Source organism: Streptomyces sp. 351MFTsu5.1, from assembly GCF_000383655.1.
GTDB lineage: Bacteria > Actinomycetota > Actinomycetes > Streptomycetales > Streptomycetaceae > Streptomyces > Streptomyces griseorubiginosus.
The window spans coordinates 66,466-79,966 of record NZ_KB911799.1; the positions used below are offsets into that span (position 1 = coordinate 66,466).

General features: G+C 70.3%; 14 protein-coding genes and 1 pseudogene. 8 read left to right on the top strand and 7 right to left on the bottom strand.

Annotation, left to right across the window (positions count from 1 at the left end; genetic code table 11):
• Window positions 1-1,301: 1,301 nt before the first annotated feature.
• Window positions 1,302-1,676 carry a hypothetical protein gene (locus H295_RS46195; protein WP_234021775.1) on the top strand — a complete coding sequence of 125 codons (375 nt, stop codon included), beginning with the start codon at window positions 1,302-1,304 and terminating at the stop codon, window positions 1,674-1,676.
• A gap of 4 nt (window positions 1,677-1,680) precedes the next feature.
• On the top strand, window positions 1,681-1,845 hold the full coding sequence (locus H295_RS48250; protein ID WP_020140613.1) for a hypothetical protein: 165 nt from the start codon (window positions 1,681-1,683) through the stop codon (window positions 1,843-1,845).
• Window positions 1,846-1,951: 106 nt separating this feature from the next.
• Here H295_RS48250 and H295_RS0138075 read toward each other — a convergent pair whose 3' ends face one another.
• Window positions 1,952-2,617 (bottom strand): TetR/AcrR family transcriptional regulator, encoded by a 666-nt coding sequence (locus H295_RS0138075; RefSeq protein WP_020140614.1) that lies wholly within the window; start codon window positions 2,615-2,617, stop codon window positions 1,952-1,954.
• Window positions 2,618-2,758: 141 nt separating this feature from the next.
• Between H295_RS0138075 and H295_RS0138080 the strand changes: the two genes are divergently transcribed.
• The 4 genes from H295_RS0138080 (at window position 2,759) to H295_RS0138100 (ending at window position 7,109) form a co-directional block, all read left to right on the top strand.
• The gene (locus H295_RS0138080; protein WP_020140615.1) at window positions 2,759-3,697 is read left to right on the top strand and encodes an MBL fold metallo-hydrolase; all 939 of its coding nucleotides are present in this window, start codon (window positions 2,759-2,761) and stop codon (window positions 3,695-3,697) included.
• A 126-nt stretch (window positions 3,698-3,823) separates the two neighbouring features.
• Entirely contained in the window at window positions 3,824-5,425 is a 1,602-nt protein-coding gene (locus H295_RS0138085) for an MFS transporter (RefSeq protein WP_020140616.1), read from the top strand.
• A complete protein-coding gene (locus H295_RS0138090) occupies window positions 5,422-6,366 on the top strand; it encodes a fumarylacetoacetate hydrolase family protein (protein ID WP_020140617.1) in 945 nt (314 codons plus the stop codon). Before H295_RS0138085 ends, H295_RS0138090 begins: the two co-directional genes overlap by 4 nt.
• A gap of 344 nt (window positions 6,367-6,710) precedes the next feature.
• Complete coding sequence (locus H295_RS0138100; RefSeq protein ID WP_020140619.1) at window positions 6,711-7,109, top strand: YunG family protein; 399 nt, start codon at window positions 6,711-6,713, stop codon at window positions 7,107-7,109.
• 12 nt (window positions 7,110-7,121) lie between these two features.
• Here the strand turns inward: H295_RS0138100 and H295_RS46205 are convergent, their stop codons facing one another.
• Window positions 7,122-7,247, bottom strand: coding sequence for a hypothetical protein (locus tag H295_RS46205; RefSeq protein ID WP_020140620.1), 126 nt, complete (start codon window positions 7,245-7,247; stop codon window positions 7,122-7,124).
• Window positions 7,248-7,560: 313 nt separating this feature from the next.
• Here H295_RS46205 and H295_RS0138110 point away from each other — a divergent pair, with 313 nt between their 5' ends.
• Both H295_RS0138110 and H295_RS46975 read left to right on the top strand, forming a co-directional pair.
• Window positions 7,561-8,334, top strand: coding sequence for a class I SAM-dependent methyltransferase (locus H295_RS0138110; protein ID WP_199788670.1), 774 nt, complete (start codon window positions 7,561-7,563; stop codon window positions 8,332-8,334).
• Between the two features lie 114 nt (window positions 8,335-8,448).
• Window positions 8,449-8,646 (top strand): annotated as a pseudogene (locus tag H295_RS46975) (hypothetical protein); the annotation flags it as partial.
• Here the strand turns inward: H295_RS46975 and H295_RS0138115 are convergent.
• The 5 genes from H295_RS0138115 to H295_RS0138135 all read right to left on the bottom strand — a co-directional run bounded on the left by H295_RS0138115 (window position 8,597) and on the right by H295_RS0138135 (window position 13,497).
• Window positions 8,597-9,337: an SDR family NAD(P)-dependent oxidoreductase gene (locus tag H295_RS0138115; RefSeq protein WP_020140622.1), complete on the bottom strand. Its 741-nt coding sequence runs from the start codon at window positions 9,335-9,337 to the stop codon at window positions 8,597-8,599. The pseudogene H295_RS46975 and the gene H295_RS0138115 sit on opposite strands and share 50 nt — an antisense overlap.
• Window positions 9,334-10,305, bottom strand: coding sequence for a fumarylacetoacetate hydrolase family protein (locus tag H295_RS0138120; protein ID WP_020140623.1), 972 nt, complete (start codon window positions 10,303-10,305; stop codon window positions 9,334-9,336). The genes H295_RS0138115 and H295_RS0138120 overlap by 4 nt, the downstream gene beginning before the upstream one ends.
• A gap of 108 nt (window positions 10,306-10,413) precedes the next feature.
• On the bottom strand, window positions 10,414-11,352 hold the full coding sequence (locus H295_RS0138125) for a VOC family protein (protein ID WP_020140624.1): 939 nt from the start codon (window positions 11,350-11,352) through the stop codon (window positions 10,414-10,416).
• A 13-nt stretch (window positions 11,353-11,365) separates the two neighbouring features.
• The gene (locus tag H295_RS0138130) at window positions 11,366-12,364 is read right to left on the bottom strand and encodes an amidohydrolase family protein (protein WP_020140625.1); all 999 of its coding nucleotides are present in this window, start codon (window positions 12,362-12,364) and stop codon (window positions 11,366-11,368) included.
• Complete coding sequence (locus H295_RS0138135) at window positions 12,361-13,497, bottom strand: FAD-dependent oxidoreductase (RefSeq protein WP_028810130.1); 1,137 nt, start codon at window positions 13,495-13,497, stop codon at window positions 12,361-12,363. Before H295_RS0138135 ends, H295_RS0138130 begins: the two co-directional genes overlap by 4 nt.
• Between the last annotated feature and the right edge of the window lie 4 nt (window positions 13,498-13,501).

Genomic DNA, 13,501 nt, shown 5'->3' on the forward strand with positions numbered 1-13,501 from the left:
CGGCTGCCGCCGCGGGGCGTCCCGACCGGTGCGTTCGGGGCAGCCGGGGTCGCTGGTCCTCAGGTCGCCGGACGTGTCCCCCGGCACACCGTGGTACTGGAGGCGCGGCGCGTCCCCATGCGGACCGTCCACGAGTTCCGTGTCTGCGGTCCGGTCCCGGAGAACGACACCGCATTGCTTGTCGGCCCCCGCGGCCTGACGTGAAGACGACCTTGCCCGCCGGGCGTCGATGCACGACCCGGCGACGGCTGTGAGGTTTTCGTATCCCATCTGTGACGTTGAGAATGTGATACGGGGGCAGACGAACCCGGCACGGTCCATGCGTTCGGCAGGAGGAACCGGTGGCCGGTCATGCGATGTACGCCGTCAGCGCGTTGTCCGCGACGGCAGCGATGCTGCTCTCGCGATGGTGCCTTTCGGGCCGACACAGCAGCCCATGCTCTGCCGCCGCGTACCGCCGTGCATCGCGTCGGGCGACGCTGAAGGCTGCCTGGCACATGGGCTCCGCCGCCGGTCGAGCCGGACAAGGCCTGCCGACGGAGGCGCCGCGCGCTCAGCGGGCGGCGCAGGAGGCCGAGGACGTCGTGTACCGCTACTGGCGTCAGATCAGTCCCCTCTACCTGCCCCAGCACGATCACCGTCAGCACTGAACTCCGGAGTCCCACGACACGGACCGGAAGCCGTCCCGGGGCAGGAGGGCACCCTCGACCGGACCTCGTGATCCGGCACGGACTCAACGATGAGGAAGTGGACTTCGGCCCCAGGACTCGGCAGCGAGGAGACCGAGCCGTTCGAGGGGAGCGGCGCGCAGCGGGTCCGCGTCCGGGAGCCCGAGTTCGGCGTCCTCTCTCCCGCGCCCGGCCGGTCAGCTGCCGGAACCGGTGGATGTCCACCTGGTCGGGGCGCGCCTCCAGCAGATATCCCTCCGGAGCGCCGCAGCAGCCGTAACCGCGACGACCCCAGGATCTCGGTCTGTTCGCACAGCCGGCGCAGTCGGCCAGCACGGTCCGGCGTTGTGGCGGCCCGACCTCGGCGGTCCGTGCTTCCAGGGAGAGCTCGACCGGACCGAGCAGGCGCAGTTCCGTCACGGCTTCCACACCTCTCGTGCGGGTGGTCATCACCTGCTGCACACGCTCTCGCGCCGGGCGACAACCTATCGACAACGTTCTCAGTCACAGTCGAACTTCAGTCTGGTGATGCGGACTTGAGTCTGCTGGAGCGTCGGGCACCGGTGCACGGCGGCGCTCCGTACAAGAGGGACAGAGCGGAGCGGGGGCGGGGCGGCGCGTTCGCGCTGCCGGCTGACCCGGCTCGCTGCGGAGTGCGGACTGCCCAAGACGACGGCGTACCGCCTCCTGGAGCAGTTGCTCTGCCGGCTCAGGAAGAGCCGGCAGTCGTATCCCGGCCTCCGCGCCGCCGCCCGCGCACCGGCCCGCCGCCTCGCGCGCCTCACGGGCGTCACCGTGGCGCTCAACGTGCTGCGTGAGGGCCAGACACTGGTCCTGGACTGGAGGCTGCGGGACGACGTCGGCGCGATCGGCGCGCTTCAGGACGGTGCGGCCTTTCCTTGGTTCACCGCTGCGGGCAAGGTCCTGGTTGCCGGGGCCCCTCCGCGCACCCCGAAGGGCCCGGTGCCCGCGGCCTGTCAGGGAGCGGGGCGCCGCGTTCGACCGTGAGGGGGTGGCGTCCGGTGTCTGCTGTGTCGCCGTAGCCCTCCGCGGTCCGACCGGCGCACCGCTCGCGTCCCTCAGCCTGGTGACCGACCCCGAGCACAGCCTGGACCGTCTCGTGGGTGCGGTGCAGCAGACGGAGCGGATCCTCAGCGCGGCCCTGCGCGGCCGTTGAGCCGGAGCGGCTTGTTGTGCCCGGTTTGCCGGCAAGAGCCTGCAGCCAGCCACAGGCCTCGAACAAGCGAGGTTGTGCAGAGCAGTTGGGAGTAACGCCCGTGTGCTTAGAGCGCCCCTGGCTCGCGCCCTGCCCCGGCATGCGCCTCGTCGGCAAGAAGGCCCAGCAGGATGATGTCGAGCGCCCCGGAGAGGCGCTCGTGCAGGTCGAACGGGGCCGGTTCCTCGCGGATCCAGCGCAGGATCGTCGAGAAGTAGCACGCGGCCAGCAGTTGGCCGGCCTGGTCGCAGTCGACGCCCGCCCTGGTTTCCCCGCGTTGCCGCCCCTGCTCGACGATCCTGGCGAGTTCGATGTCCAGGGACGGGTCCTGCAGGAGGTACCCGTAACGCGCTGAGGCGTCCATCAGGACGGTGGTCTCCGCGCGGGAGGCGACGTTGAGGTCGCCCATCTCCTTCAGATAGCGGCGCAGCCGGCCGCCGACCGGCAGGTCCTCGGCGTGCTCCGCGCCGAGGATCTCGGCGACGCGGGCGCGGCGGCGGACTCCCCATTCCTCGAGGAAACCGACCTTCTGCGTGAAGTGGTTGAAGACCGTGGCCCGGGCGACATCGGCGGCCGCGGCGATCTGCTCCATGGTGGTCGCCTCGTAGCCCTGCGCGACGAACAGACCGATCGCCGTCTCGTACAGCTGGTCGTGCAGCTTCCGACGCCTGCGCTCCTGGCGCCCCACGGCCGCGCCGCCCTCGGAGGCGGCTGCCGCGTCCCGGATCTTCATGGCCCCCAGTACAGCACAGGGCCGCACGACTCTTGACCCCTTCCCGGCATCTCTCTAGATTCCTCTCCACTGCTGGACTCAAGTCCATCAGTGGATGAAAGTCTCGCGACGTTGATCGCGGGACTCTGACAAGGAGGCAACGTGGCTTCCGTGACATCCCGGAGGGGCTGTGTCGAACTCGGACACGGCTGTTACGCCTGGATCGCGGGCGATGTCGGATGGGGCATGAGCAACGCCGGGCTGATCACCGGCCGGGGCGCGTCGCTGCTCGTCGACACCCTCTACGACCTGCGGCTGACCAAGACCATGCTCGACGCGCTGGCACCACTGACCGCCCCGGCACCGATCTCCACCGTGGTCAACACCCACGGCAACGGCGACCACTGGTTCGGCAACCAGCTCGTGTCCCACGCCGAGATCATCGCGGCCCGCGGGTCCGTGGCGGACATGCGGCAGGTGGGGCCCGCCGAGATGCGGGCGCTGACCGGCATGGACAGCCCCGCCGGGCACTTCGCCCGCCGGATCTTCGGCCGCTTCGACCACACCGGCATCGAACCCGTCCTCCCGCACCGGGTCTTCGACGGCGAGACCGTCCTCGACATCGGCGGGACGGAGGTCCGCCTCGTCGACGTGGGACCCGCGCACAGCGCCGGCGACACGATCGTCCACGTGCCGCAGGCCCGGATCGTCTACACCGGCGACATCGTCTTCGCCGGGGCGGCGCCGGTCGTCTGGCACGGTCCCTTCGCCCGCTGGCTCGCCGCCTGCGACCTGCTGCTGGGCCTCGACGCCGACATCGTCGTGCCCGGCCACGGTCCCGTCACTACCAAACAGGCCGTCCGCGAGATCCGCGACTACCTGGAATACGTCCACGAGCAGGCCACCGCCCGCTTCACCGCCGGCATGCCCGCCATGGACGCGGCGCGCGACATCCGCCTCGGCCGCTTCGCCGACCTGGACGAGAGCGAACGCCTCGCCGTCAACGTGCACACCGTCTACCGGGAGCTCGACCCCTCACTGCGCCCGCTCGACGGCCCCGGACTGTTCGGCTGCATGGCCGAGCTCTGCCCCCGGGTCTGAGCGCGCTTCCCGCCTGCCCTGACGAGGCCCCACCCTCCGCCGACCGGCGCACCGCCCCTCCGGTACGCGCAGTTCCTCACCATCCCTCTCGGGCCGTACGTCCCGCCAACCCTCCAAGGAGGAGACATGGTCTCCACCCCTGCCTACGACCCACCTGCCGCCCCGCCGACCGATGTCGCACCAGCCTCTACGGCGGGCCATACCGGCACGATCATCGCCGGCTGTCTGGCCGTCTGCCTGGCCCAGATCGGGCTGGTCCTGCCCGCCGCGATCAACGGCGTCATGCAGCGCACCCTCCAGGCGTCCGGCGGAGAACTGACCTGGATCAGTGACGCCTTCCTGGTGCCCGCCGCCGTCCTCGCGCTGACCTTCGGCGTCTTGGGCGACCTGTACGGCCGTAAGAAACTGCTGGTCGGCGCGGCACTGCTGTCCGCCGTCGGCTACCTGGTGTCCGCCACCTCCCACTCGGCAGCCCAGCTGATCACCGGGCAGGCGATCTCCGGCATCGGAGCCGCCGCGCTCTTCCCCGCATCCCTGGCGATGATCACCGCGATCACGACCACCCCAGCCGCGCGGGCCAAGGGGCTGGCCTCCTGGACCACGGCCCTGTCGCTGGGTGCCTTCCTCGCCCCGCTGATGTCCGGCGGGATCGTCGAACACGCCTCCTTCCAGTGGGCGTTCGGCGTGACCGGCGTGCTCGCCCTGATCATCGCGGTGGGTGCCTGGCTGCTGGCCGCCGAGTCCAGCGCCCCCCAGGGCCGCTCACTCGACTGGCCTGGCCAGATCGCCATCGCCGTGGCCATGCTCGCCCTGCTGTACGGCATCATCCAGGGCCCCTCGGACGGCTGGAGCTCGGCACCCGTCGTCGCCTCTTTCGTCGCCTTCGCCGTGTTCATCGTCGCGTTCGTGACGGTGGAGAGCCGCAGCGCGGCCCCGATGCTACGCCTGGAGCTGTTCCGCAACCCGGCCTTCGCCGCGTCGGCCGCGATGGCGGTGATCGGCATGTTCGGCTTCCTCGGCGGCGCGTACGACCTGAGCATCCGTCTCGGCGTCATCCAGCACCAGAGTCCCTTCCAGGCCGCGGTGCCCTTCCTGGTCATCCAGGGCGTCACCCCGCTCATCTGGCCGCTGCTGGTCCGGCTGCTGCACCGCGTGGGCCCCGGCCCCATGCTCGTGACCGGGTTCGTCTCGCTGGCCGGCGCGCAACTGTGGCTGCGGGCGGTGCCGATCCACGAGAGCGGGCTGGTGCCCCTGCTTGGGCCGCTGGTGCTCAACGGTGTCGGTTTCGGTCTGGTCGTCGCCGCCCTCACCGCGGCTGCCGTCAACGTCGTACCGCCCGCCCTGACCGGCATGGCCAGCGCCACCACCAGCCTGGTCCGCGACCTCGGTCAGACCCTCGGCCCGGCCGTCGTCGGCGCCGTCGCTCTCGGCATGGCCACGCGTCAGCTCACCGGCAGCCTCGCCGGCGCGGACCTCACCCCCAAGGAGCACGGCATCGCCTCCGCCGTCCTGCACGAGGGCGGCCCGCTCGCCCTGCACAGCGCCGACCTGGGCCCGCTGAGCGCCAAGCTTGCCCCGCTCACCGAGCACGCCCTGGCAAGCGGCTACAACAACGGGCTGATCCTCACCGCCGCCGCCTGCGTGACCGCCGCTGTGATCGCCGCCGTCTTCGTCGGCTTCCGACGCAGCGGCACCGCGCCGTCCGAGGCGGAGGGGAGCGCGGCGTGAAGTTCGCAAGCTACGTCCACGACGGGAAACGGCAGTCGGGAGTCGTCGCCGACGACCGGCTCCACCCGTTCGAAGACCCCGTCGACCTCCTGGACCTGATCGTGGAGGGAGAGGAGGTTCTGCGCGGGGCGGGAGAACGCGCTCTGCACGCCTCCCTGCCCGTGCCCCTCGCCGACGCGCGGCTGCTGCCCCCGCTGCAGCCGCCCACCGTTCGCGACTACATGACCTTCGAGAGCCATGTCGCGGGCGTCGCCCGGGGATACGGCGACACCGTCCCCGAGGAGTGGTACGCCGCGCCCGCGTTCTACTTCACCAACCCGTACGCGGTGATCGGCGCCCACGACGACGTGCCGGTGCCGCCGGGCTGCGGGCGCTTCGACTTCGAGCTGGAAGTCGCGGCCGTCATAGGCAAGGCGGGCCGGGACCTGACCCCCGAGCAGGCCCGCGAGAACATCCTGGGCTACACGATCCTCAACGACTGGTCCGCCCGCGACCTCCAGGGCCGCGAGATGAGGGTCAAACTGGGTCCGGCCAAGGGCAAGGACACCGCCACCACCCTCGGCCCCTGGCTCGTCACCGCCGACGAACTCGAACCCCACCGTGATGCCGAGGGTTTCCTCGACCTCGCCCTCACCGTCGCCGTCAACGGGAGGACGGTCGGCCAGGACCGACTGGCCAACATGGCTTGGACGTTCGAGGAGATGGCCGCCTACGCCTCCCGCGGCACCTGGATCCGCCCCGGTGACGTCCTGGGCTCCGGCACCTGCGGCAACGGCGGCTGCCTGGCCGAACTCTGGGGCCGCCACGGCATCCTCGAACCACCGCCCCTCGTCCCCGGCGACAACGTCACCATGACGGTCGAGGGCATCGGCACCATCAGCAACACCGTCGCCGAGGGCGTCGCCCCGGTGCCGCTGCCACCTGCCCGCCGCAGGCGATGACCACCGTGCGATGAGCTCTGCCACCACTCCGGTGCCGGCCACCGCGTCCGGCACCGGAGAAAGACATGCACGACGTGGACAAGGCCATCGCTTACTCGACCGTAGATCATGACGTCCTTTCCGTGGCCGTCCACGAACGGCGTCGCGATCTCCGGGGCGTCTGATCCGGGGTGCTGCTGACCGCCCTGGTACTTGGTGTTGGGGGTCGTCAGCCCCATCCCCTCGATGAGGTTGTTCGTCGGAACGTCCGGTCCGTACAGCGCCCCGGTGCCGCCGCCGTGGGAGGAGCCGGGGCGTGGCGTCTGCGCCGTCCTGTTGTCAGTGGCGGCTGCGATGCTGGCGGCATGATCCCTTGGAACCTGCTCGATCTTGACAAGGCGCTGCGCGCCAGTTGGGCCGCCGACACCTGTTCGCCCGATGACCAGGCCGACTGGCAGCCCGGCAACCCGGCCTGGGGACACTGCGACATCACAGCCTTGATCGTCAACGACGTCTTCGGCGGCGATCTCGTAGTGGGCGAGGTGCACCGTGACGGGACCCAGCACGGCTTCCACTGGTGGAACCGGCTGCCCAGCGGTGTGGAACTCGACCTGACGCGCGAGCAGTTCCAGCACGGACAGACTCTCACGGCGGCCCGAGTCGTCGAGCGCCCGCCCGGTCCGCTGCCCCGCCGCTGGGAGGAGTACCTCCTGCTGCGTGAGCGTGTCATCGAGCATCTCGGTCCGCTCCCGGAGCCTGTCTGAGGAGGCCGGGAGTCAGCCGGTCTGGTTCAGCGGGACTTCGCCCTGGCCGCTGGTGGCCTGGGTCAGCCGCAGGCTTGAGCCTTCGGTGAGGACGACGTGGGCACGATGCAGGAGCCGGTCGACGGCGGCGGTGGCCACTGTCGCGGGAGGAGTCGATCACCGGCAGGGACCAGTCCAGCTGGTTCGTCGACCGAGCTTGTTGAGCAGCAGCGCGTGCAGTTGGTCCCACACACGCGGCCTCGGTCCAGGCCGCCGTCCGCCGTCGACAGGTCATCCCCGGGCAGGAGCCCAGCTGTCTGGTTGGCTGTGCCTACGTTTTCCCACTAATCCGGTGGAGTCTCAGCGGCCGCAAGTGGTTGGGTCCTGCTCAATGCTTCACTGACACGGCCCGGCACAGTGCGAGGCGCAAGGTCCGAACAGCAGGGCGGTCCAGCCCGCGTGCCGTCGAGTGATGGAGGTTGTCGCGGTGGCTGGTTACGGTGCGCTTGCCGAGGTGTACGAGTGGCTGATCGGGGACGACAGGTTGACCCCCGCCAAGGCAGCCGCGGTGTACTACGGCGATGTCGTGGACCCTCTGCCGCCCAACGCACGCGTCCTCGACTGCGCGTGTGGAACCGGCCAGCTCGCCGTCGGTCTCGCGAGTCTTGGCCTCGACGTGGTCGCCGCAGACGCCAGTGAGGGGATGGTGCGCCGGACCGAGAAGGCCGCCGACGAGCAGGGTGTCTCGCTGCGGACCCTCCGCGCGAGGTGGGACGAACTGCCCGACCACCTGGAGGACTCCACGTTCGATCTGGTGTTCTGCGTCGGCAATTCGCTCGGGCACGCCAAGGGCGCAGCCGGGCGCTTGACCGCACTGGAAGCGATGTCGCGGCTGCTGAACTCGGGCGGACGGCTTGTGCTCCACTCCCGCAACTGGGAACTCGTGCGCTCCGCCGGCTCACGGGTAGACGTCCGCGATCGACTCGTCCGCCGCAACGACCGCGATGCGGTCATCAGCTACTACTGGCAGATCGAGCAGCGCTGGGAGCAGGAGCATTTCCTCGAGATCGTGGTAGCCCAGATCGAGCCGGACGGGGCAGTGCGAGCCTGCTCGGAGCGGCTGTCCATCTGGCCCTACCGGTACGAGGACCTCGTGGCCCAGTTGCGGAGCGTTGGGCTCACGGTGCAGTCCACCACCTTCGACCCGGAGAGCGATGGATACCTGGTGGTCGCCGGCCGCGACTAGGTTCCGTACGGCCGATCATGCGACCTTCGGCCGGCCGCTCGTTGGTGCGGTCATGGATCGGGCAATCTGACGCATCTCGAGTGGCACTGTCATCAACGGGATCCTGTTCCGGGAAGACGCCGCATCCGGCACACAATGCCGGAATCGAGGAACCAACGGGCCAACCAGCTCAAGAACTCCCGTGCGGTTGCCACTCGTTACGACAAGCGGGCCTACGTCCTCCACGGCACCGTCACCGCAGCAGCGATCCGCCGGACACAACCTAGGTGCGTACGGCCTCCGAGATCGCCATGGCGCCCCCGTGCCCGGTGAGGCCTCCGTCCACGGGGATCTCGGCGCCGGTGATGAAGGAGGACTCGTCGGAGAGGAGGAAGGCGACGAGCGGGGTGATGTCGTCGACCGTTCCGGTGCGTCCGAGAGGTGTTCCCGCGAGGTTGGCCTCGCGGAAGGCGGGTGCGGCTGAGGAGGTCATCTCGGTCTCGATGTAGCCGGGGTGGATGGTGTTCACGCGGATGCCGCGTGGGCCGAGTTCCATGGCGGCGGTGGCCGACAGGCCACGCAGCGCCCACTTGCTGGCGGTGTAGGCGACCGGGTAGTGGGCGGTAAGCGCCGCTGAGGAGCCGACGTTCACGATGGACGCCCCGGGACACATCAGCGGAGCCAGGTGCTGGATGCCCAGCAGCGGCCCGGTGACGTTGACCGCGTGGACACGGGCCATGTCCGCGGGGCGTACGGTGTCGAGGCGTGCGCGCCAGGTGATGCCGGCGTTGTTGACCAGGCCGTGGATCTGACCGTACGTCTCACCCAGTTCGGCGGCGAGTTCGGCCCAGTCCTGCTCGTTGGCGACGTCGAGTCGACGGCAGCCCGGGGCTTCGGTCACGTCGGTGGCGATGACCTGGGCGCCCTCGCGAGTAAGGGCCGCGACCTCGGCGGCGCCCTGGCCGCGGGCGGCGCCGGTGACCACGATGACCTTGCCGAGAAGCCTCTCGAGGTGCGGGGTCACGGCCGCTCCCGGGATCGGCGTCGGCCGGTGGGGAGCGGGACGGGGGCGGTCCCGGCGATGATCGTGTTGGAGATGCTGCCGATGCCCTCGACGGTGAGGGTGACCGTGTCGCCGGGCTTCAGCGGGGGCGGGTCCTGCTCGCCGCGTATGCCCCACAGTTCGGCGAGGCAGCCGCCGTTGCCGCAGGTGCCGGAGCCGAGAACGTCGCCGGGACGGACGAGGGTGCCCCGCGAGGCGTAGGCGACCATCTCCTCGAAGGTCCAGCTCATGTTGGACAGGAGGTCCGTGCCGACGGTCCGGCCGTTGACCGAGGCGGTGAGCCCGAGCCGTAGGAAGCCGTCCTCGTCGCGGTACTTGTCCAGTTCGTCGGCGGTGACCAGACAAGGGCCCAGCGTGGTGGCGGTGTCCTTGCCCTTGCACGGGCCGAGGCCCGTCCTCATCTCTGCGGACTGCAGGTCGCGTGCCGACCAGTCGTTGAGGATCGTGTAGCCGATGATGTGGTCGCGGGCCTGCTCGGGTGTGAGGTCGCGGCCCTCGGTGCCGATCACGGCGGCCACTTCGAGTTCGAAGTCGAGTGCGGTCGAGCCGGGCGGCACGGGGATGCCGTCGTACGGGCCGTACACGGCGTAGGGATTGGTGAAGTAGAAGGTCGGGGCCGCGTACCACTGCTCGGGCACACCCGCGGCCCCGTCCACCGACCGTCGTACGCCTTCGACATGCTCCTCGAAGGTGACGAAGTCCCGCACGGTGGGCGGCTGGAGCGGGGGCAGCAGCCGGACCTCGGAGACATGGGGCCCGGCGGGTGTGTCGAGTGTGGCGGAGCCCGCCTCCAGCAGCTCGGACAGACCGCCGCCCTGGGCGAGCAGGCCGGTCAGGGAGCCGACACCGGGCAGAGGGTAGAGGGTGCCGTCCTCTTCGATGACGGCCACGTGGCTTCGGTTGCGGTACTCGTACGCGGCGAAACGCATAAGGGTTCCCTGTCGGCGTGAGGGATGGGCGTGAAGGCCGGGGGCACGGCGAGGGAGTCAGGGCGGTGACAGGGCCACCGCGCCCCCGGGGACCGAGGGCTTCGCCGGTCAGACCGGCGGGGCGACGAACACTCCGCGGTCGACGTCGTTGAAGGACTCCTTGGTGACCAGTTCGTTCATGGGGTTGGCGGTGCCCCACTGGTCGGTGACCTCGGGCTGGGAGAAGTCGTAGACGTGCGGGTGCCAGGTGTCCTCGTCCAGCAGTTCCAGCTCCGTCGAGTACTCGACGGTGTTGCCGTGCGGGTCGAGGAAGTAGGTGAAGGTGTTGTTGCCGGCCATGTGCCGGCCGGGTCCCCAGATCTTCCTGAACCCGGCGCGCATCACACGCCCGGAGCCGCGCATGTACTCGTCGAGGCCGCGCATCTCGAAGGAGATGTGGTGCAGCGAGGTGTGCGGGCCCTTGGCGATGGCCATGGAGTGGTGCTGGTTGCTGATCCGCATGAAGTGCATGACGTCGCCGATGTGCGGATGGCCGAGGGTGTCGGACAGCCGGAATCCGAGGTGCTCCTCGTACCAGGCCCGGGTCCTGTCCAGGTCGGGGGAGTTGAGGACGACGTGCGAGAGCTTGACCGGGATCGACTCCTTCTCCTCGATCCTGCGGTGCTGCCGTACCTCGACGTCGGCGGAGACCTCGATCGTGCGTCCGTCGACGTCGAAGAAGCGGAAGCCGTAACCGCCTCCAGGCGTCTCCACCTTTCCCGGCTGCGTGACCAACTCCACGCCACCCGCGAGGAGTTGCTCGGCGAGCGTGTCCACGTCGGCGGCGCTCGCTGCGCCGTAGGAGACGAGGTCGAGACGCTTCTCGTCGGCCTTGCGCAGCCGTACGACGTACTGCTCGGGGCTGCCTTCGGCGGCGAGGAAGGAGATACCGGAGTCCTCGGCGACCTTGGTCAGGCCCCAGGTGCCGGCGTAGAAGTCGAGCTGTTTGTCGTAGTCGGGCACGGCGAGGTCGACGTGCCTCAGGTGGGTGAGCAAGCGGTGGGACATGTGGGGGGCCTCCTCAGGCGAGGTCGAGAAGCGCGGCGGCGTTCGCGCCGCGTATGGCGTGGAAGTCGGGGTCGGACAGCCGGGCGGCGCGCAGAGCGGCGACCGGGTCCTCGGTGCCCATGTCGAAGGCGTAGTCGGAGCCCAGCAGGACGCGGTCCGCACCGGCCACCCGCACGAGCTCCCGCAGGACGTGCGGGTCGTGGACGAGGGAGTCGAAGTACAGGCGCTTGAGATAGCTGCTGGGCAGATGAGCGCAGCCGGCGCCCGCGTCGGAGCGGGCGGACCAGGCGTGGTCGGAGCGGCCGATGTGGGTGGGCAGATAGCCGCCACCGTGGGCGGCGATCAGCTTCAGGCCGGGGTGCCGGTCCAGCACGCCGGAGAAGATCAGGTGCGACAGCGCGACCGCGTTCTCCACCGGCTGGCCCACCGTGTTGGACAGGTACCACTGGTCGAGGCGCTCGTCGAGTGTGCAGCCGAAGGGGTGCAGGAAGACGATCGCGCCTGTCTGTGAGGCGCGGGTCCACAAGGGTTCGTACGCCGGGTCGGACAGTTCGCGTCCGGGGGCGTGGCTGGAGATCTCGACACCCGACAAGCCCTGTTCCAGGGCGTGTTCGAGGGCGCGCACGGCCTGCTCGGGGTGTTGCAGGGGGACGAGTCCTAGTCCGCGGAGCCGTCCGGGGGCCTGGGCGCAGTGTGCGGCGGTGGCCTCGTTGGCGCGCCGGAAGACCTTCTCGGCCGTCTCCTCGTCCGCCCAGTAGTGGTAGTGCGAGGGGGAAGGGCTGACCAGCTGCACGTCCACGCCCTGGGCGTCCATCGCGGCCAGCCGCGCGGTGACGTCGGTCATCCTCGGGGCGCGCTCGCGGACCATGGGGCCGCTGACGGCGAGGGCCTCGGGGCCGTTGCGGCGGGCGTCGAGGGCCCGGGCCTCGGTCAGTCCCGGCAGGCCCGCCACCAGGGCGTCGACCTCGGGCAGCAGGACGTGCGCGTGCACGTCCACGGTGGGTGCGCTCACGGCAGTTCCTTCAGGAGGTTCATGATCCGGGCGATCAGCCCGGGGACGTCGGCGTCACGCACGCCGTCGAGTTGCCACTGGCCGATCTGCACGGACGCCTCGACGACGGCCCGCACCCGGGAGATGCGGCGCTCGTGGAAGCTCTGGAGCAGCTCGCTGTCCCAGTCCCGTCCGCCGGTGAGCAGTTCGGCGAGGACCAGGGCGTCCTCCAGGGACTGGGCCGCGCCCTGGGCGATGGTGGGCGGGCAGCAGTGGACGGCGTCGCCGATCAGCACGATGCGGCCCCGGTGCCAGGAACCCTCCACCAGCAGCCGGTTGAACCAGGTGTAGTTGACCTTCGCCGGGTCGGTGATGTGCTGGGTGATCTCCGGCCAGGCTCCACCGTAGGCCTGCGCGAGGCGGCGCATCTCGTCGGCGTAGGAGGCCGCGTCGATGGAGGCGCGGTCGCGGCACTTCTCGGCGAGGAAGGCGTAGATGGTGGTCTCGCTGGTGGGGGTGTAGCCGGCGATGTAGGCCGGGCCGCCGTAGGCGAGGTCGCTGCGCTCCACGCTGTCGGGGCGCGGGGCGGCGATGCGCCAGATGGCCATGCCGGTCGGCTCGGGCCTGTCGGTGATGCCGATCGCGGCGCGGGTGGCGGAGTTGAGGCCGTCAGCACCGATCACTAGGTCGTAGCGGCCCTCGGTGCCGTCGCTGAAGAGGACGAAGACTCCGCCGGAGTCCTGTTTCAGGGTCTCGGCGGTGGTGCCCAGGCGGACCGTGGCGCCGCTGGCGCGGACCGCGTCGATGAGGATCTGCTGGAGTTGGGGGCGCTGCATGCCGAGGGTGGCGGGCAGGTCGTCGCCGCCGGTCTTGATGTCCTCGGCGACATGCAGCACGGTGCCGTCCGGGGTGGTGATGCCCAGTGTGCCGAAGGCGAAGCCGGATGCCCTCACCTCCTCCCAGACGCCCAGTTCGCGCAGCACGCGCAGGGCGTTGCCCTGGAGGGTGATGCCGGAGCCGGTGGTGGCGTTCCAGTCGGGCCTGGCCTCGATGAGGTCGACGGTGATGCCGGCTCGGCGCAGCAGAACGGTCACGGCGTTACCGGCGGCGCCACCGCCGATGACGAGCACTCTTGGTGTCGGGCTGTCTGCCATGTCG

Coding starts and splice junctions, on each gene's coding strand:
- H295_RS0138075 (WP_020140614.1), bottom strand. CDS start 2,617: ATGAAGATCCGGGACGCGGCAGCCGCCTCCGAGGGCGGCGCGGCCGTG.
- H295_RS0138085 (WP_020140616.1), top strand. CDS start 3,824: ATGGTCTCCACCCCTGCCTACGACCCACCTGCCGCCCCGCCGACCGAT.
- H295_RS0138100 (WP_020140619.1), top strand. CDS start 6,711: ATGATCCCTTGGAACCTGCTCGATCTTGACAAGGCGCTGCGCGCCAGT.
- H295_RS0138110 (WP_199788670.1), top strand. CDS start 7,561: ATGGAGGTTGTCGCGGTGGCTGGTTACGGTGCGCTTGCCGAGGTGTAC.
- H295_RS0138120 (WP_020140623.1), bottom strand. CDS start 10,305: ATGCGTTTCGCCGCGTACGAGTACCGCAACCGAAGCCACGTGGCCGTC.
- H295_RS0138125 (WP_020140624.1), bottom strand. CDS start 11,352: ATGTCCCACCGCTTGCTCACCCACCTGAGGCACGTCGACCTCGCCGTG.
- H295_RS0138135 (WP_028810130.1), bottom strand. CDS start 13,497: ATGGCAGACAGCCCGACACCAAGAGTGCTCGTCATCGGCGGTGGCGCC.